At 72.1% G+C, this 17903-nt stretch carries 18 protein-coding genes; 9 read left to right on the forward strand and 9 right to left on the reverse strand.

Features of this window, described 5'->3' with window-relative positions:
• Positions 1-104: 104 nt before the first annotated feature.
• From HD596_RS64405 to HD596_RS51465, 5 genes are all read right to left on the reverse strand, one after another.
• Positions 105-230, reverse strand: coding sequence for a hypothetical protein (locus HD596_RS64405; RefSeq protein WP_281398344.1), 126 nt, complete (start codon positions 228-230; stop codon positions 105-107).
• An 86-nt stretch (positions 231-316) separates the two neighbouring features.
• Positions 317-2170, reverse strand: a complete 1854-nt coding sequence (locus HD596_RS51450; protein WP_313046764.1) for a GTP-binding protein — start codon at positions 2168-2170, stop codon at positions 317-319.
• A 175-nt stretch (positions 2171-2345) separates the two neighbouring features.
• The gene (crcB, locus tag HD596_RS51455) at positions 2346-2702 is read right to left on the reverse strand and encodes a fluoride efflux transporter CrcB (RefSeq protein WP_185076746.1); all 357 of its coding nucleotides are present in this window, start codon (positions 2700-2702) and stop codon (positions 2346-2348) included.
• Positions 2699-3160, reverse strand: coding sequence for a fluoride efflux transporter CrcB (gene crcB, locus HD596_RS51460; protein ID WP_313046766.1), 462 nt, complete (start codon positions 3158-3160; stop codon positions 2699-2701). Before crcB (HD596_RS51460) ends, crcB (HD596_RS51455) begins: the two co-directional genes overlap by 4 nt.
• Positions 3161-3252: 92 nt before the next feature.
• On the reverse strand, positions 3253-4230 hold the full coding sequence (locus tag HD596_RS51465; protein ID WP_185076750.1) for a phage baseplate protein: 978 nt from the start codon (positions 4228-4230) through the stop codon (positions 3253-3255).
• Positions 4231-4388: 158 nt separating this feature from the next.
• Between HD596_RS51465 and HD596_RS51470 the strand changes: the two genes are divergently transcribed.
• From HD596_RS51470 to HD596_RS51480, 3 genes are all read left to right on the forward strand, one after another.
• Entirely contained in the window at positions 4389-4538 is a 150-nt protein-coding gene (locus HD596_RS51470) for a GPGG-motif small membrane protein (protein WP_185076752.1), read from the forward strand.
• Positions 4539-4593: 55 nt separating this feature from the next.
• Complete coding sequence (locus HD596_RS51475; protein ID WP_185076755.1) at positions 4594-5067, forward strand: hemerythrin domain-containing protein; 474 nt, start codon at positions 4594-4596, stop codon at positions 5065-5067.
• Positions 5068-5189: 122 nt separating this feature from the next.
• Positions 5190-6389, forward strand: coding sequence for an aminoglycoside phosphotransferase family protein (locus tag HD596_RS51480; RefSeq protein ID WP_185076757.1), 1200 nt, complete (start codon positions 5190-5192; stop codon positions 6387-6389).
• Positions 6390-6426: 37 nt separating this feature from the next.
• On the opposite strand, the gene HD596_RS51485 is transcribed toward HD596_RS51480, so the two are convergent.
• Together HD596_RS51485 and HD596_RS51490 are read right to left on the reverse strand one after the other, a co-directional pair.
• The gene (locus tag HD596_RS51485) at positions 6427-7431 is read right to left on the reverse strand and encodes a helix-turn-helix domain-containing protein (RefSeq protein WP_185076759.1); all 1005 of its coding nucleotides are present in this window, start codon (positions 7429-7431) and stop codon (positions 6427-6429) included.
• Between the two features lie 25 nt (positions 7432-7456).
• Positions 7457-8428 (reverse strand): alpha/beta hydrolase, encoded by a 972-nt coding sequence (locus tag HD596_RS51490; RefSeq protein WP_185076761.1) that lies wholly within the window; start codon positions 8426-8428, stop codon positions 7457-7459.
• Positions 8429-8673: 245 nt separating this feature from the next.
• Here HD596_RS51490 and HD596_RS51495 point away from each other — a divergent pair, with 245 nt between their 5' ends.
• From HD596_RS51495 to HD596_RS51515, 5 genes are all read left to right on the forward strand, one after another.
• The gene (locus HD596_RS51495; protein ID WP_185076763.1) at positions 8674-9747 is read left to right on the forward strand and encodes a sugar ABC transporter substrate-binding protein; all 1074 of its coding nucleotides are present in this window, start codon (positions 8674-8676) and stop codon (positions 9745-9747) included.
• 10 nt (positions 9748-9757) lie between these two features.
• A complete protein-coding gene (locus tag HD596_RS51500) occupies positions 9758-11263 on the forward strand; it encodes a sugar ABC transporter ATP-binding protein (RefSeq protein WP_185076765.1) in 1506 nt (501 codons plus the stop codon).
• Entirely contained in the window at positions 11253-12272 is a 1020-nt protein-coding gene (locus HD596_RS51505; protein ID WP_221519993.1) for an ABC transporter permease, read from the forward strand. The genes HD596_RS51500 and HD596_RS51505 overlap by 11 nt, the downstream gene beginning before the upstream one ends.
• Before the next feature lie 29 nt (positions 12273-12301).
• Positions 12302-14014, forward strand: a complete 1713-nt coding sequence (locus tag HD596_RS51510) for a CocE/NonD family hydrolase (protein ID WP_185076766.1) — start codon at positions 12302-12304, stop codon at positions 14012-14014.
• A gap of 208 nt (positions 14015-14222) precedes the next feature.
• On the forward strand, positions 14223-14936 hold the full coding sequence (locus HD596_RS51515; RefSeq protein ID WP_221519994.1) for an HNH endonuclease family protein: 714 nt from the start codon (positions 14223-14225) through the stop codon (positions 14934-14936).
• A 9-nt stretch (positions 14937-14945) separates the two neighbouring features.
• Here HD596_RS51515 and HD596_RS51520 read toward each other — a convergent pair whose 3' ends face one another.
• On the reverse strand, positions 14946-15779 hold the full coding sequence (locus HD596_RS51520) for a GDSL-type esterase/lipase family protein (RefSeq protein ID WP_185076768.1): 834 nt from the start codon (positions 15777-15779) through the stop codon (positions 14946-14948).
• 217 nt (positions 15780-15996) lie between these two features.
• Between HD596_RS51520 and HD596_RS51525 the strand changes: the two genes are divergently transcribed.
• Complete coding sequence (locus tag HD596_RS51525; protein ID WP_185076770.1) at positions 15997-17226, forward strand: isochorismate synthase; 1230 nt, start codon at positions 15997-15999, stop codon at positions 17224-17226.
• Positions 17227-17252: 26 nt separating this feature from the next.
• Here HD596_RS51525 and HD596_RS51530 read toward each other — a convergent pair whose 3' ends face one another.
• Positions 17253-17873, reverse strand: a complete 621-nt coding sequence (locus HD596_RS51530; RefSeq protein WP_185076772.1) for a YigZ family protein — start codon at positions 17871-17873, stop codon at positions 17253-17255.
• Positions 17874-17903 lie beyond the last annotated feature (30 nt).

Consider the following 17903-nt stretch of genomic DNA (forward strand, 5'->3'; position numbering starts at 1 on the left):
CATTTCGCCACACCTACCCGGCCTTCCCGCCCGGCGGCCAGAAACTCCTCCCGCGACCGCCTGGTGGTCCGGCCGGGCAGCGGGCCATCGCTGCCCCGTCCGGGTCACTCCTCGCCGGAGGTCGACTTGCGGGTCTCCCGCTTCGTCTCCTTGGCCTGCCTGTTGGTCTTGATGGCCTGCTTCTTCGACTTGCCGGACTTGGCGGCGGGTTTCTTCTTCGTGTCTGCCATGGGATTCCCCCCTGTACGGACATGCGCACCGGAATGGTGCACTGTGCCACTTAATACCCATCTAGCCCGGAAACCCGACATACCACCTATCTGGCCGGCCGATCACCGGCCGGCGCGGACCACCAGACGCCCTCTCCGTGCGACAGCCCCGGCAGCCGCTGCTCGAACTCGTGCACCGCGGCCGCCGGGATCTCGCCCTCCAGCACCCAGGTGTCGTCGCGCCGGCCGGTGTCGCGGAGCTCACCGCCCAGCATGGCGAGCTTGGCGGTGACCGCGCCGAACGTCTCCAGCGGCACCTCCAGCTCGAACCGGTGGCACGGCTCGTACACGGTGGTGCCCGCCAGGCGCAGCGCCCGCATGAGCACGGCCGGGGCCCGGCCGCGGAAGTCGGCCGCGACCGTGACGGGCGGGGCGTAGCCGGTCCTGGTCACCGTGACGAGCACGTCGGTGACCGGCCAGCCGTGCGGGCCCTCACCCAGGGCCAGGCGCACGCTCTCCTCGATCGCCCGGTGGTAGGCCAGCGGCAGCGAGCCGAGATCCACCTCCAGCCGGTAGCCGACGCCGGAGCCCTTCGGCCCCGGCTCGACGCGCAGGCCCACGGTGGCCATGAACTCGTTGCGGCCCTGGCGCTGGATCTCCTCGACGACCTCCGCGGTGCCGGACGGGCGCTCGAAGTAGACGGGCCGGCTCGGCTCGAAGACCGCCTCGACGCCGAAGTCCCTGGCCAGGGTCTCGCCGATGACCTCCTTCTGCACCTCCCCGTACAGCAGGACCGAGGTCTCGCCGCCGGCCAGGGTGCGGGTGCCGATCAGCGGGTCCTGCTCGGCCAGCGCGAGCAGCGCGGCGTGCAGGCGCGGCTCCTGGCCGGGGACGCGGGGCCGGACCACGGTCTCCAGGCTGGGCGGGGTGAAATGGGCCTGATGAGCGGGCCCGGGCTCCCCCAGGTGGTCGCCGACGCGGATCTCGGGCACGCCCCAGACCTTGACGATGTCCCCGGCCACCGCCTGCCGCCGCCCTGGGGAGCCCGCGACGGCCAGCGCGGTCAGCCTGCCGTCGTAGGCGTGCCGTCCCCGGTGGAAGGTGAGGTGCTCGCGCGCTCGCAGAGCGCCCGCGCGTACCCGCAGGTAGGCCACCTTCTCCCCGGACGGGGCGCGCTCGATCGCGAACACCGTCGCCCGCGCCGCCTCCTCCGGGTCCCCGGCCGGCTGGGTCACGGCGGGCAGCAGGTGGACCGCGTCGAGCAGCTCGCCGACGCCCTGCCCGGTCAGCGCCGAGCCGAACAGCACCGGATGCGCCTGCCCGGCGGCGCACTGCCGCGCCAGCGCCGCGCGTACCTGGCCGAAGTCGGGCGTCTTGCCCTCGACGAGCAGCTCCAGCAGCCCGTCGTCGCGCTCGGCCAGCACCTCGGCCGCCGCCTCGGGCGAGGCGACGCCGGCGGTGACGGCCGCCTTGGTGCCCAGGTGCCGCACGGTGTTCAGGGCGACACTGTACGGCGAGAGCCGCCGCCGGATGTCGGCCAGCAGCTCCCGCTCCCTGGCGCCGCCCCGGTCGATCTTGTTGACGAAGATCAGCGTGGGCAGCCGCAGCCTGCGCAGGGTCTTCATCAGGACCCGCGTGTGCGGCTGCACGCCCTCGACGGCGGACAGCACCAGCACGGCGCCGTCGAGCACGCCGAGCGCGCGCTCCACCTCGGCCACGAAGTCGGCGTGGCCGGGCGTGTCGACCAGGTTGACCCGCAGGTCGCCCAGGGCGAAGGAGGCGACGGCCGTGCGGATGGTGATGCCGCGACGGCGCTCGATCTCGCCGGAGTCGGTCTGTGTGCTGCCCTCGTCCACGCTGCCGAGCCGGTCGATGACCCCGGTCTCGAACAGCAGCCGCTCAGTGAGGCTGGTCTTGCCCGCGTCTACGTGCGCGAGGATGCCGATGTTCAGGATGTGCACGGTGCTGGAAGTCCTCGGGAACTCTCGTGCCAATGGGGCGCTGGGAGATTCCGAGGCACCGCATCTCATGCTCCTGATCGTCGGCGGACGGCTGCCGGGCCATCCTGCCATCGCGGCAGGGGCACCGGCGACCCATTTACCGGGCCCATTTACAGGGCCCCTTTACGGGGCCCATTTACAGGGCCTGCGCCAGGGCCGCCCCGCAGTAGGCCGCGCCCAGCCCGGCCACCACGGCGGCGGCCGCGTTGGCCACCGCGTGGAAGCGGGCGCCCTCCTCCACCAGCCGCACCGTCTCGTAGCCGAACGTCGAGTACGTGGTCAGCGCCCCGCAGAACCCGGTGCCCGCCAGCGCCATCGCCCCGCCGCCGGCGGGCAGCGCGGCCAGGAAGCCCAGCAGCGCCGAGCCGGCCACGTTCACCGTCAGGGTCCCCCACGGGAACACCGTGTCGTGCCGCGCCTGCACGGCCCGGTCCGCGAGATAGCGCAGCGGCGCGCCGAGCGCCGCCCCGAGGACGATGAGCAGCACCGTCATCGCACGCCCGCCAGCATCCCGGCGATCCGCCTGGTCAGCCACATGCCCGCCACGACTGCCGCCAGCGCCGCCACCAGCGTGGCCGCCAGGTAGACCAGCCCCGTCAGCGGCGCCCCCGCCGCGACCGCCCGCTGGATGTCCACCGCGTACGTGGAGAACGTCGTGTACCCGCCCAGCACCCCCACCCCCAGGAACGGCCGCACGAGGCGGTGCGCCGGCCGCACCTCCGTGATCACCACCATGAGCACGCCGATCAGCAGGCACCCCGACACGTTGACGAGGAACGTCGCCCACGGGAAGTCCGCCGGCCCGGACGGCAGCGCCGACTGCAGGCCGAAGCGCGCCAGCGCGCCCAGCGCGCCCCCGGCCGAGATCGCGGCGAGCACCGGCCAGTGCAGCTCGGCGCGCTGCGCCGGGATGTGGAGATCGACGTCCGGGTCGATCGGGCGTTCGGTCACACCAGGCACGTTACCTCGGCATACAGGACCGTCCGTGCCAGGGGCTTCCAGCAGCATGCGGTCCGGGGGGCAGGCGAACTTCGATCTTCCGCTCAGACGAACTGGGTCTTGACGAAGACGCTGGCCTGCCGTACACCGCCGGTGTTGGAGTGGAACCCGAAGGCCAGCCGTGGTCCGGTGGGGTGCATCCAGACGGCCATGCCCTGCGGCTCGCGGCCCGGCAGCGACTGCCCGGCCGTGGTCTCCCACCGGTCCACCACCGTGGACTGCCCGGTGCCGTTGAGGTCGACGACGGAGATGTACGACGGGCCGCCCGCCCGGCCTTCCAGGAGGTAGGCGTAGCGACCGTAGGCGGTGAAGCCCTGGAACGGGTTGGCCGCGCCCCAGGCGCCGCGGGACGGCAGGGCTCGTTCGGCGAGGCGGTGCTGGGTGGCCAGGCGGCCCGCGCGGGCGTCGGCGAGGTCGAAGGCGACGATGCGCGGCTGGTCCTCGCCGGTCTTGTAGCGTACGAGCAGTCTGCCGGTGGAGGGGTCGATCGCGGGCTGCGGGTTGATCATGGTGTCGCCGATGGAGGGCGTGCGGTCCTGGACCGCGCTGCTGGTCTTCTCCAGGACGGTGCCGTCGGCGAAGGCGAACCGTCCGATCCTGGTGCCGAACCCGCTCGAGCTCGACATCCACTCCGTCCACAGGTACACCGACCCGTCGTACGGCTCGACCGCGATCGACACCCCGTGCCCGAAGTTGTGCAACGCCATCGAACCCAGCTCGTTCCCCTCCGTGTCGGTCTTGGTGATCCACAGGTCGCCGGCGTTGGCACGGTCGGAGTTCTCCGTGTTGACCTGCGCGAAGTAGAGGTGCTGGTGCACGTTGTCGTACGCGAAGGACTGCATCACCCAGTTGGCGTGCAACGACTTCTTCGCAACCGGGTTGTCTCCCGCTCCGCTCAGGTCGAACCGCGGCGAGTCCGGCACCGCCGCGTTGGCGGGGGACGCCCCGAGCAGCGCGCCCGTGGAGCCCAGAGCGGCGACGCCCGCGACCGTGAACAACCCTCGCCTGCTGAGCTGATGCATGAATGAGACTCCTAGCTGCCGGATGACTGCCGCGATATCGGCGAGCGTACGTGGCGAGCACCAGGACGTCGAGAGAGATCATCGCCGCGACTCCGGCCGTAGGGGCGTGTTGGATATCCGCTCGTTTCCGTCCCGAGGTTCAGGGCAGTGGCCCGTCCATGGCTACCCTCCTTTGGATTCTCGCCGTCATCCTCGTCGTCGCCGGCGTCTACGTACTCGTGGCCCGCCGCGACATCCTGTGGGGCATCGTCCTGATCGTCGTCGGACTACTGGTCGGCCCCGGCGGGGTGAGCATCTTCAACGTCTGACCGCTCACCCGCCCGAACCGTCCCTTCTCAACCGTCCAGCCCGAGGAGATCGTCCATGGACGCCATCGTCCTGCTCAAAGACGACCACAAAACCGTGGAGAAGCTGTTCAAGCAGTTCGAGAAGACCGACTCCGAAGCCCATCAGGACAAGCAGAAGATCGTGGCCGAGGTCATCGAGGAACTGACCGTCCACACCTACATCGAAGAGACGATCTTCTACCCGGCCGTCCGCTCAGGCGCCCCCGACACCACCGATCACGTCCTGGAGAGCGTCGAGGAGCATCACGTCGTCGTCTGGATGCTGTCGGAGCTCAAGAACCTCGACCCCGCCGACGAGCGCTACGACGCCAAGATGACCGTCCTGATGGAGAACGTGCGCCACCACATCAAGGAAGAAGAGCAGGACTGGTTCCCCGAAGTCCGCCAGGCCATGGGCCGCAAGCGGCTGCAGGAGCTGGGCGAGCAGATGGCCGAGGCCAAGAGCGACGCTCCCCGCGATCCCCTCGCCATCCCCAGCGCCTCACAGTAGCGGCGCGTCCGATCGTCGCCCAGGCCGGCCCTGACCGGGCCGTCCTGGGCGTCGCTCTTCCAGGTGCCGCGCCGGCCGGATATTGCGTGGCGAACGTTGCGGGGAGCGATCAGACTGGGCCGATGGGCAGGACGGTCAGCGCGTGGGTCACATCGGGTGAGGAGCGGCTCGGTGTCGTCGGCCCGTTCGCGGTGGAGGTGCCGTGGTGGGCCGAGGTGGAGCCGGTCATCGCGCACCTGCGCCAGGTGCTCGGCGTAGAGGTGCTGGTGCTGCGCCTGTTGAGCGTGGACGGCGGCGAAGGCGCCCGCGATGGTCATGTGACCTATCACGTCGAAGCGCTGGAGCGGCCCGAGCCCGGGCGGCTGACGGCCGCGCTGCCCACCGATCTCGGAGTGCTGGACAACCCCGAGCGGCTGCGGGCGCCGTGGGCGCGGATCGACGGCCTGCGGGAGCTGCTCGACTGGGCGGCGGACGCGCTGAAGACGGCCGGACGGCCGCTGACCGGGCCGATCCGGCAACGCAAAACCTGGAATCTGGCCGGACTGTTCCTCCTGCCCACCGCCCAAGGACCGGTGTGGCTGAAGGCCACGCCACACTTCGCCACCGACGAGGCCGCCGCCATCGGCCTGCTCGCGGCGCCGGACCCCGGCCTGGTCCCCACGGTCGTGGCGTCCGGACCGGGGCGGCTCCTGCTGGAGCATCTGCCCGGCGAGGACTGCTGGGACGCCCCCGTCGAGATCGTCGACAGCGCCGTGACGCGGCTGGTCGCCGCGCAGGCCCAGCTGGCGGGCGCGATCCCGCCCGCCCTGCCGGACCGGCGCGCAGGCGTCGTCGCCGACCGGGTCCGTGACCTGCTCGCCGGTGACGTGGGCCGCGAGCTGACCGCCGAGGAGCTGGCGGGAGCCTACGAGCTGGTCGAACGGTGGCCCCTGCTGGCCGAGTGCGGCCTGCCCGACACGGTCGTGCACGGCGACTTCCACCCGGGAAACTGGCGCAGCGACGGCGGCCCGCCGGCCGTGGTGGACTTCGCCGACGCGCACCTCGGCAACCCGGTGCTGGACGGAATACGGGCCCGTGACTGGCTTCCCCCCGCCAGACGACCCGCCGCCGCCCAGGCGTGGATCGAGGCGTGGACGGCCCACGTCCCCGGCTGCGAGGCGGCCCGGGCGCTCGCGATCGCCGAACCGCTGTCCCACCTGGCCTACGCCGTCCGTTACCAGGAGTTCCTGGACGGCATCGAACCGTCGGAGCGGATCTACCACCACGGCGACCCGGTCACCAGCATCCGCGCCGCCCTGCGCTCCGCCGTGATCATGGACTGACGATCCGGCCGTCGCGATGCCGGACGCGCGAGCGCGGTCAGGGATGCGGGGCCTTGTTGCGGTAGAGCCTGCGCAGCATGAGGGCGATGCTGAGCCGCAACCGCCCGGACGGTTCGCGCAGCGACCAGCCGAGCAGCCGTTCGGCCTGGGCCATCCGCTCGTGCAGGGTCGAGTGGTGCACCTGCAACGCCGCGGCGGCCGTGCGCAGGCTCGCGCCGCCGGCCAGGGCGTCCAAGGTCAGCGGCATCCACGGGGCGGTGGCCGCCGCACGCTCAACCGCGGCGACGTCGGGAACGGCCACAGGCTGGACGTCCACCGCGGCGGCCAGCAGAATCAGGCCGCCCAGTTCCTCGGCGAGCACGACCCGCGGGCCGGGATCGGCCGGCGTGCCCTCAGCGGTGAACCGCGCCGCCGCCCGCGCCGCGGCCACCGTCGCAGGCAGCTCCAGCAGGGGCACGGCGGGACCGGCGCCGGCCCGCGCCCCGTCCGGCAGCGCCTCATGAGCGGCGCCGACCCGCAGCGAACCGTCGAACCCGGCGATCACGCGCGCGCGTGCCGACCGGTCCAGCCCCAGCAGCTTCGCGGCGTGGTAGCGGTCCTCGGCCGGGGCGGAGTCGTCCAGCAGCACCTCCACCAGCTCGGCGTCGTGGTGCGAGCGTGGCCGGGCCCGGCTGCGCGTGCGGTCGAGGATGGTGCGCGCCGACATCGCGGCCCGTTCGAGCACCATCGCCTCGACCGGACCGGCCGGTCCCGGATGTTCGAGATAGACGGTGAGGTGGGAATCGACGGTCAGCCGGCACCAGCCCGCCTCGGGCCCGGACGGACGCTGCTCGGTGCGGGTCCCGTCAGGCGTCACCCGGATCCTGAGGTTGCGGTCGGTGTCGATGAGGACGGCCGGACGGCCGGAGAGCACGGCCGCGCCGCGGACCACGTTCTCCAGCCCTGCGCGGCGCTCGATCAGCTGGTCGAAGAACGTGATCACCCGCAGCGCGGCCCCGGCGTCCGGGTCCAGGGCCTCCAGGCGGCCGACCAGCTCTCTCATCTGTTCATTGTGCGGGCTCGCCGGCTCAGGTCGCCAGCAGCCGGCGCAACCAGTCCTGCCGGGCGCGGGTCATGGCCTGGGAGAGCGCGGCCTGCGGCATCCAGGCGTCGAAGGCGTGGAAGCCGCCGGGCCAGACGTGCAGTTCGGCGTCGCCGCCGCACTGCCAGATCCGGTCCGCGTACGCGATGGCCTCGTCGCGGAAGATCTCCGCCGAGCCCACGTCGATGTACGCGGGCGGCAGCCCGGAAAGGTCCACGGCCCGCGCCGGCGCCGCGTAGGGCGGCACGTCCGCGCTGCCGTAGGCCGCGCCCAGCAGGGCCCGCCAGCCGGTCTCGTTCGAGGTCTGGTCCCAGACGCCGAACCCGCGCATCTGGACCGTGGAGTAGCTGTCGTTGCGGTCGTCCAGCATCGGGTAGCCGAGCAGCTGGCCGTACACGGCGGGCCCCTTCCGGTCGCGGGCCAGCAGCGTGACCGCCGCCGCGAGGCCGCCGCCGGCGCTGACCCCCACGATCACGATGCGGTCCCGGTCGGCGCCCAGGTCGTCGGCCTGCTCGGCGATCCAGCTCAGCCCGGTGTAGCAGTCATCCACCTGGGCGGGGTAGGGATGCTCCGGCGCGAGCCGGTACTCCACCGACACGACGATCGCGCCGTGCGGTTCCGCGAGATCCAGCATCGGCGTCATGCCGGACCGGCGCGTGCCCGCGACCATGCCGCCGTCGTGGATGTGGTAGATCACCGGGGCCGGCGCGTCCACGGCCGCCGGTGTGCAGACCAGCACGGTGACGTCCGGGGCGCCGGGTGAGCCGGGCACGACGTGGTCGGCGAAGGTGTAGGCGCCGCCCCGCCGCAGACCGTCGTCCCCGACCTCGTGGGCGGCGACGTGGCCGGTGCGCAGGGCGCCGATCAGGTCCGGGGTCAGCGTCACCGGCGCGCCGCCCTGCACGATGGCGAGCCCGGCGGCCAGCTCGGCGTCGAAGGGCGGGGGTGGACCGGTCATGCGCGCCCGAACCCTGCCTGCGTCTCTCATGGTTCCCATCGTCGAGGTCGGGCCCGCCGGTCGGCCACCAGACGCATGTCGGGTAATAGCCGACAGGTGTCGGGTGGTGGCGGGCTTCCGCGTTGCGTGAAGGTTTCCGCAACGTGTCGGAATCACCCCGCTGTGATCAGCCTCAGATTGGTCACGATACCCCGCTCCGCGGCACAGTGCGGCAATCCCGAGACCTCACCCCCACTGGAGGATCCATGTTCGTTCGGAGTCGGGCGCGGGCGGTCGCCGCCGCCGCGGCGTCCCTCGCGTTGGCGGCCTCGCTGGCCGCGTGCGGTGGCGGCGACTCGGGTACGTCCGCGGTGCGCAGCGGAGGAGCGGGCGCCAGCGCGCCCCCGCCGACCGCGCCGTCGGGCGTCGCCACGTTCGAGGACGCCGCTCCCGGCAGCGGGGCGGGCCTGACCATCGGCTTCACCCAGCTGAACCTCGCGGTCGGCTTTCCGCAGGACGTCCAGCGCGGCGTCGAGGAGCAGGCCAAGAAGGCCGGCGCCAAGCTCATCACCTGCGACTCCAAGGCCGACGCCGCCGTGGCGCTCGACTGCGCCAAGCAGTTCAAGACCCAGAACGTCAACGGCCTGATCACGTTCCAGGCGGACGCCAACGCCGCCCCGCGGATCTGCGCGGCCGGCCCGCCGGTGCCGGTGATGGCCGTGGACATCGAGCAGAAGCCGTGCCAGACGACCTTCGTGGGCGCCGCCAACGAGTACGCCGGGCAGCTCGTCGGCTACAACGTCGGCCTCTTCTTCGCCAAGCAGAACAACTGCGAGTACGACGCGTTCGTCTCGCTCGAGTCCAAGGCCGTGGGCCAGGTCAACGAGCTGCGGATGGGTGGCATACGCAAGGGCTTCGAGAGCGTCTGCGGCGCGATCCACGACCTGCGCACGCTCGACACCGGGCCCGGCGGGCTCAGCGAGCCGGCGCAGCGGCTGATGACCGACACGCTGACCGCGCTGCCGGGGGCGAAGCACGTGATCGTCGTGGGGATCAACGAGGACGTCATCATCGGCGCCCTGGCCGCCGCCCGCGTCCAGAACCGGATGGACGACCTGTACCTCGGCGTGCAGAACCTCAACCCGAAGAACTGCGTCATCTACACCGCCCCGCACTGGCTGGGCAGCGTCGCGTACTTCCCGGAGAAGTACGGCCAGCTCCTCGTGCCGAACCTGATCAAGGCGATGAAGGGCGAGAAGCTGCCGGCCGACCTCCTGGTGCCGCACGAGTTCGTCACCAAGGAGACGGTCAAGCGGTACTACCCGTCGTACGCCTGCTAGGAGGGCCGCGATGTCCTTCCTGAACGCCCGCGGCATCACCAAGTCCTTCGGCCCGGTCAAGGTCCTGCACGGCATCGACTTCACCGCCGAGGCCGGCTCGGTGGTGGCCCTGCTGGGCGAGAACGGCGCCGGCAAGAGCACCTTCGTCAAGATCCTGGCCGGTGACCACGGCGCGGACAGCGGCGAGATCGTCATCGACGGACAGCGCCGCCGGTTCGGCTCCGTGGCCGACGCGCGGGCCGCCGGCATCCGGCTGATCTCGCAGGAGATCGCCGACGCCGGGACCCTGACCGTGGCCGAGAACGTCGTGCTGGGCGCGTGGCCCCGCCGGTACGGTGTGGTGAGCCGGAAGGAGACGCGCCGCCGAGCCGCCGGGCTGCTGGCCCGGCTGCGCGCCGACATCCCGCTGAACCGGCTGGTCAGCGACCTGCGGCTGGGCGAGCGGCAGATCGTCGAGATCGCCCGGGCCCTGGCGGGAGAGAGCCGGTGCCTGCTGTTCGACGAGCCCACCGCGGCACTGTCCGACATCGAGGCCGGGCGGCTGTTCGAGCTGATCGCCGACCTGCGCGCGGCCGGCGTGGCGATCGTCTACATCACCCACCGGCTCGACGAGGTCTTCCGCGTCGCCGATCGCGCGTGCGTGCTGCGCGACGGCCGCATCTCGCTCGACCGGCCGGTGGCCGAGGTGACGACGGCCGGCCTGGTGGAGGCCATGGTGGGCCGGGCGGTCGCCGCCCGCCGCTTCGTAGCGGGCGCGGCCGCTCCGGCCCCGCCCGCCGGCGCGGGGCTCAGCCTGCACGCGGCGTCCGGGGACAACTTCGCGAACGTGTCGCTGTCGGCCGCGCCGGGCGCCGTGGTCGGCCTTTACGGCAAGGTCGGCTCGGGCGTCTCCGAGGTGGCCGAGACCCTGTTCGGCATGCGCCGGCCGGCGGCGGGCGAGCTCCGTCTCGACGGCAAGGCACTCCAGCTGCGCGCACCGGCTGACGCGATCCGTGCCGGCATCGGCTTCCTGCCCCCGGACCGGCAGGGCCAGGCCGTGCTGCCGGGCCGGCCCGTGGCGGAGAACCTCGCCGCGCCGAGCTGGCGGCGGCTGGCCGGGCGGGGCGGTCTGATGAGCCGCGGCCGGGAGGCGCGGGCGTACCGGCGTTGGCACGATGCCCTGTCGATCCGCTCGCGTGACGACCCCCGCCAGAGCATCGGCACCCTGTCCGGCGGCAACCAGCAGAAGGTCCTGCTCGCCCGCTGGCTGGAGTGCGGCTCCCGCGTCCTCGTGCTGTCCGAACCGACCCGGGGCGTCGACGTCGGCGCCCGGCAGGAGATCTACCAGGCGATCCGCGGGCTCGCCGCGGACGGGACCGCCGTCGTCGTCGCGTCCTCCGACTACGAGGACATTGTCGCGGTCGCCGACCAGGCCGCGGTCATGGTGCGCGGCCGGATCGTGGCCGTCCTCGACGGCGCCGACGTCACCACCGACCGACTCACCGAATCCGCAGGAGGAGCTCTCAGTGTCCGATAGTGCCGTCACGCCGGGATCCGCGGCGGTGGCCGCGGGCCAGGATCCGGCGCCGGGATCGCCGGCCGGCCGGGCATCCGCGCTCGCCCGGATCCCCAACAGCGCCGCGCTCGTGGTCTTCCTGATCCTGGAGATCGTCTTCTTCAGCGCCAACTCCAAGTACTTCCTCAACTGGGACAACGCGGCGAACATCCTGACGGCCATCTCGATCACGGGCGTGCTCGCCGCGGGCGCCACGCTGCTGCTCGTCTCAGGGCAGTTCGACCTGTCCGTGGGCAGCGGCGTCGGGTTCGTCGGCCTGCTCCTGGTCGAGCTGCAGCCCCATCTGGGCACGGCCCAGGCGGTCCTGGTGGCGGTGGCGGGCGGCATCGCCATCGGACTGCTCAACGGCTTCCTGGTCAACGTGCTCGGCATCAACGCGCTGATCACGACGCTCGGCACGCTCGCCATCTTCCGCGGGCTCACGCTCGCGGTGGGTAAGGGACAGAACATCGCGGTGGAGGGATTCGACTGGGCCATCGCCCGGCCGTTCCTCGACATCCCGGTGCCGGCGCTGGTGTTCGTCGGCGTGGCCGTCGTCTTCGCGCTGCTCATGAGCTTCACCGTCTACGGGCGGGAGATGTACGCCATCGGCGCCAACGCCAACGCCGCGCGCCTGGTCGGCATCCGGGTCAAGCGCAAACTGTTCCTGGCGTTCGTCATCTCCGGGCTCTGCATGGCGCTGGCCGGGCTGCTCAACACCTCGCTGATCGGGTCGTCGTCGGGCACCACGGGCACCGGACTCGAACTGGCCGCGGTCACCGCGGTGATCCTCGGCGGCACCAGCCTCCAGGGCGGCACGGGCAGCGTGTTCGGCACGATCATCGGCCTGCTGATCGTGGGCGTGCTCAGCAACGGTCTCACCCTGATGAACGTCGATTCGTCCTGGCAGCAGGTCGCCACCGGCTCGCTGCTCATCCTCGCGGTCGCCTTCGACCGGCTCCGTGCCAAGCTGCTCAGCGGGCGCCGATGAGCGCGTGCCAAGCTGCTGAGCGGGCGCCGATGAGGGCGGCGACCTACACCGTCCGGCGGAACGCCGACGTGCCGATGAGCGACGGCGTCCGGCTCCGTGCCGACATCTGGCTGCCCGACCGCGACGGTCCGGTGCCGGTGCTGCTGGAGCGGATGCCGTACGACAAGTCGTCCTCGTTCATGGCACAGCACATCGTCGGGCTGGAGATCGTGCGTGCGCTCGACGCCGGGTTCGCCGTCGTCGTGCAGGACACGCGCGGGCGCTACGCCTCGGAAGGGACTTTCGATCCGTTCGCGCACGAGGCGGCCGACGGCCGTGACACCGTCGCCTGGCTGCTGGAGCAGGACTTCTGCAACGGCGACGTGTTCATGTACGGCGCCTCCTACATCGGCGCCACCCAACTGCTGGCCGCCTCGGCCGCGCCCGAGGGCCTGCGCGCCGTCGCGCCCCAGCTGACCGGCTCCGGCTACTACGAGGGCTGGACCTACCGCGGCGGGGCGCTGCAACTCGGGTTCGTCCTGCTGTGGATCATCGAGTCGCTGGCTCCGCCGGACCTGGACCGCCGCCGGTCCACCGATGAGGTACGGACGCTGCTGGCGGAGCTCGCCCGGGATCCCTGGCGGGCCATGGACCGGCTCCCCATACGGCGGACGGACCTCGAAGCGCTCGCGCCCTACCTGCGCGACTGGCTCGCCCACCCGTCCCGCGACGGCTTCTGGGACGCCATCGACCCGTCCCTGGCGTACGGGCGGATGGACGTCGCCGGACTGCACATCGGCGGCTGGAACGACATCTTCCTCGAAGGCACCCTGCGCAACTACCGCGGGCTCAGCGAGCAGGCGGCGACCGAGGAGGCGCGCCGGCTCCAGTACCTCGTCGTCGGCCCCTGGTCGCACGGCAACCTCAGCGGGTGGCAGGGCGACGGCTGGCACGGATACGACGCCGACGCCGGCGCCCTCGACCTGACCGCGATGCACCTGGAGTTCTTCTCGGCGATCGCCGAGCGCCGCGAGCCGGACCTGCCGAAGGCGCGGATCTTCTTCACCGGCTCGAACACGTGGCACGACCTGCCGTCCTGGCCGCCGCCAGGCACCACACCGAGCTCGTGGACGCTCGGCGCGGACGGGAGCCTGGTGCGGGAGGGCGCGGGCGAGCCGGCGACGCTCACCTACCGGTCCGATCCGGCGAACCCGGTGCCGACCACCGGCGGGGCGACGTTCCTGCCCGGGCTGCTCGTCGGCCGCAACTCGGGCCCCAAGGACCAGGCCGGGATCGAGGCGCGGGACGACGTGCTCGTGCTGACCTCCGCACCGCTGGCCGCCGGCCTCACCATCGCCGGCGAGGTGGTCCTGCACCTGGAGGCGGCCTCGTCGGCCGAGGACTGCGACTGGACGGCGCGCCTCACCGAGGTCGACGGGGCCGGCCGGTCGGTCGGACTCGTCGACGGCATCGTGCGGGCCCGGTACCGGCACGGGGGTGAGGCCGTCCCGCTGCGGCCCGGGCGGCGGGAGTCTTACCGGCTGCCGCTGGGCTCGCTCGCCCACGTCGTACCGGCCGGACACCGCCTCCGCCTGCAGATCGCCTCGTCCAACTTTCCCCGCTTCGACCGCAACCCGCAGACGATGGCGGAACCGGCCGACGCGACCCCGGACGACTTCGCCGTCGCCGACCAGAGCGTCTTCGTCGGGGCCGGCGGCACCCGCCTCGTCCTCCCCGTCGCGCCGAACCTAGCGACAGGCTGACGTACACCAGCGGCTCATCGAGTCGGAGCCGAGGTCGCACGTCGTGCGGGTCGTCGATGGCTAGGGCGCGGGTCGGGAGGTCGTTGGGGGTGTTCTCCAGGTCAGCCGAGCCGGGAGGGGTGTGACGATCAGTCACATAACCCTCCCCGTGTCGAAAGACCTGATGCCGGGAATTTCTCTAGACAACCTTGGATGTTCGGAGGCCTGCTTGAGCACGAAGGACGCCATCGCCCTTCTAGCGGGAGCCATCATCGCCGTTTCCTTCGTCGGCAGCGCCAAGACCTCCCCGGCCACGGCGGCCAGCCCGCTGGGCAACTCCAGCGGGACGCGGCCCGGTCTGGCGCCCATCACGTCGGACGCCGACAAGGGCAGGGCACGCGAGCTCATCAAACGCGTGCGGGTCAAAGGGCTCGGCCCCAACACCGGCTACGAGCGCACCCGGTACGGCGACAACTGGGCCGACACCGCGAGCGGGGTGCCGTACGCGCGCAACGGCTGCCGCACCCGCGACGACCTGCTGGCCCGCGACGGCCAGAACGTGAAGTACCGGTCGGGCTCCAGTTGCGAGGTCGTCTCGATGGAGCTGGTCGACCCCTACACCGGCCGGACCATCCACTGGCACAAGAACAACCCGGACGAGGTGCAGGTCGACCACGTGGTGCCGCTGAACTACGCGTGGCGCATGGGCGCGCCGCGCTGGCGGATGTCCAAGCGGCTGGACTTCGCCAACGACCCGCTGAACCTGCTGCCCGTGGCCGGCTACGCCAACGAGCAGAAGGACGCCTCCGGCCCGGCGAGCTGGTTACCGCCGCAGCGGCGCGTCCGCTGCGCGTACGTCACCCGCTTCGCGCAGGTCGCGCTCAAGTACAACGTGCCCGTCACCCCGGCGGACAAGAGGATGATGCTGGCCCAGTGCCGCTGATGAGCCGGGCTACCGGGGGTCCTCCCAGGTGAAGCCGTGCTCGAACGTCTGCTCGGCCAGGATCCGCTGCCCGTCCGTGTTCGGGTGGAAGTAGTCCCATTTGCTGACGTGGTCGAGCGTGAACGGGTACGAGAACACCGCGCCCCCGTCGGTGTGGCAGCCGGGCCCGAACCTGGCGCACGCCTGGGCCGCCGCGCGGTTGTAGGCCATGACCCGCGCCCGCACCCGCTGGCGCCGCTGGACGTCGGCGCGTTTGGTCGAGGTGGGCTGGGCGAGCATCGACTGGCAGATGCGGCCGGCCGTCCAGAACGTGCGGGCGAGCGGGGTGGTCCTGCCCACCTCCCACAGCCGCCGCAGGTCGGGGATGCTGGCGATGAACACCCGGGCCGCGGGCATGCCGGCCCGCAGCTCGGCCAGCGCCGCGTCCATCCGCTGCCGGTACGTCTCGACGGGCGTCATGGCCTGCTCGGTGCGCACGCACGCGTCCTGGGCGCCGATGAGGATCGTGACGTAGTCGGCCTTGGCCTCGACGGCCTTGCGCACCTGGCCGAGCAGGTCGGCGCTGGTGGCCCCGGGGACGGCGAAGGTGAGGTTGTGCTTCTGGAGCGTTCCAGCCATGGCCGACAGGCGCAGGTAGTGGCTGTTCACCTGGGGGTTGTCGCCGGAGGACCATGAGCGCGGGGTGCAGGAGACGTAGAAGCCGCAGGCGTTGAAGCCGGTGGAGATGGAGTCACCGAGCGCGGCCATGATCTCGGGGACGGGCTGGGCCGCGGCGGCCTGTGCCGGACCCGTGGCGGAGACGAGGAGCATTGCGGCGAGGACTGAGCCCAGGCGAGCGATCATGGACCCAAGGTAGGAAGCGGATCAGCGGCGGGCCATGACGTCCGGGTCAGGTCTGTGATTTCAGGACCGACTTCATATCGTCGCTTGACAGCCCGGACCCGATCAGGATGGGGTAAATGCAGCTCAACGTCTGGTTTTATCCGGGTTCGTTGACCGTAACCTCGCATTCACGGGGGTCTGAGTCGAACGTGTTCAGTTCCCGCATAGAGTGTCTTGGGTGAGTGTCGCGCTCGGAACAACCCGCCCGCTACCGGTTCGCACCACCCTTGTCGGCGACCCGGGCGACCTGCTGGCATCCCTGCCCAGGACCGCCCCTTACGCCTGGGTCAGGAACGGCGAGGGCCTCGTCGGCTGGGGGCAGGCCGCACGGGTGGCCGTGCCCCCGGGCCCGGGGCGGTTCGCCTGGGCCCGCCAGTGGCTGGCCACCGTGTTCGGCGACGCCCACGTCGACGACGCCGTGCGCACCCCCGGCTCCGGCCCGGTCGCCTTCGGCAGCTTCACCTTCGACGAGGACGCCCACGGCTCCGTCCTCGTCGTCCCGCGCGCCGTGCTGGCCCGCCGCGACGGCCACGCCTGGCTCACCACGATCGGTGACGCGCCGCTGGAGACGTTCTCCCCCATCCGCGACCCCGGCCGCATCAGCTACGGCGACGGCAGCCTGAGTGCACCCGAGTGGGAGCACGTCGTGGCCAGGGCCGCCAAGCGCATCCGCGAGGGCGAGCTGGAGAAGGTCGTGCTGGCGCGCGACCTGGTCGCCACCGCCGAGCGGCCCATCGACGTGCGCCTGCTGCTCACCCGGCTGGCCCGGCGCTATCCCGAGTGCTACACGTTCTCGGTCGCGGGGCTGGTGGGGGCCACGCCCGAACTGCTGATCAGGCGTACGGGCCAGGAGATCGAGTCGCTCGTGCTGGCCGGCACCACCCCGCGCGGCACCGGCCCGGCCGACGACCTCGCCCGCGGGGCCGCGCTGTTCGCCTCGCCCAAGGACCGGCACGAGCACGAGTGCGCCATCGCCTCGGTCCGCCAGACGCTCGCCCCCCTCTGCGCCTCGCTGGAGACACCGGACGAGCCCGAGCTGCTGGTGCTGCCCAACGTCCAGCACCTGGCCAGCCACGTCACCGGGCGCCTGGCCGACGGGGCCTCCGTTCTCGACGTGGTCGCCGCCATGCACCCGACGGCCGCCGTCGGCGGCACCCCCACCCCCACCGCGATCGAGGTCATCCGCGAGCTGGAGGGCATGGACCGGGCCGGCTACGCCGGGCCCGTCGGGTGGATCGACGCCCACGGCGACGGCGAGTGGGGCATCGCGCTGCGCTCGGGGCTCGTGCAGGGCCGCCGGGCCCGCCTGTTCGCGGGCGGCGGCATCATGGGCGACTCCGACCCGGCGGCCGAGCTGGCCGAGGCCCAGGCCAAGTTCAGGGTCATGCAGTACGCGCTGGAGGGCTGATCAGGCAGTGTGATCAGACAGTGTGATCAGGCAGGGACGTGGATCTCCTCGCCCACGTCCACGCGCGCCCGCCCGGCCGTCAGCGTCGCCACCCAGTCCGCGAACGGCGCCACCTCGTCCTCGCCCACGGAGACGGCGAAGGTGACCTCGCCCGCGTACGTCACCTCGCGCACCGGGTGGCGCGAGGCCCGCAGGTCGTTCTCCACCCTCCCGGCCTGGTCGTGGGCCACCGCGACGCGCACGACGCGGGCCGGCACCATCCGCACCGGCTCGGCCCGGTCGAGGGTCTCGGTCACGGCGGAGCCGTAGGCCCGCACCAGCCCGCCCGCCCCCAGCAGGGTGCCGCCGAAGTAGCGGGTCACCACCGCCACCACGTCGCTGAACCCCCTGCCCACCAGGGCCTGCACCATCGGCGTGCCCGCCGTGCCGCCCGGCTCGCCGTCGTCGTCGCCCTTCTGGACGCGCTGCCCGATGACGTACGCGGTGCAGTTGTGGGTCGCGCCGGGATGCTTCTGCCGCCGCTCGCCGATGAACGCGACCGCCTCCTCGACGCTGCGCGCGGGCGCCAGCGCGCAGATGAACCGCGAGCGCTTCGCCTCCGTCTCGTGCTCGACGACGGAGGTGAGAGTCAGGTACGGCGCAGGCACATTCGACAGGTTATGCCCTTGCCGGGCCGA

This window comes from Nonomuraea jabiensis (assembly GCF_014204795.1).
Lineage (GTDB): Bacteria > Actinomycetota > Actinomycetes > Streptosporangiales > Streptosporangiaceae > Nonomuraea > Nonomuraea jabiensis.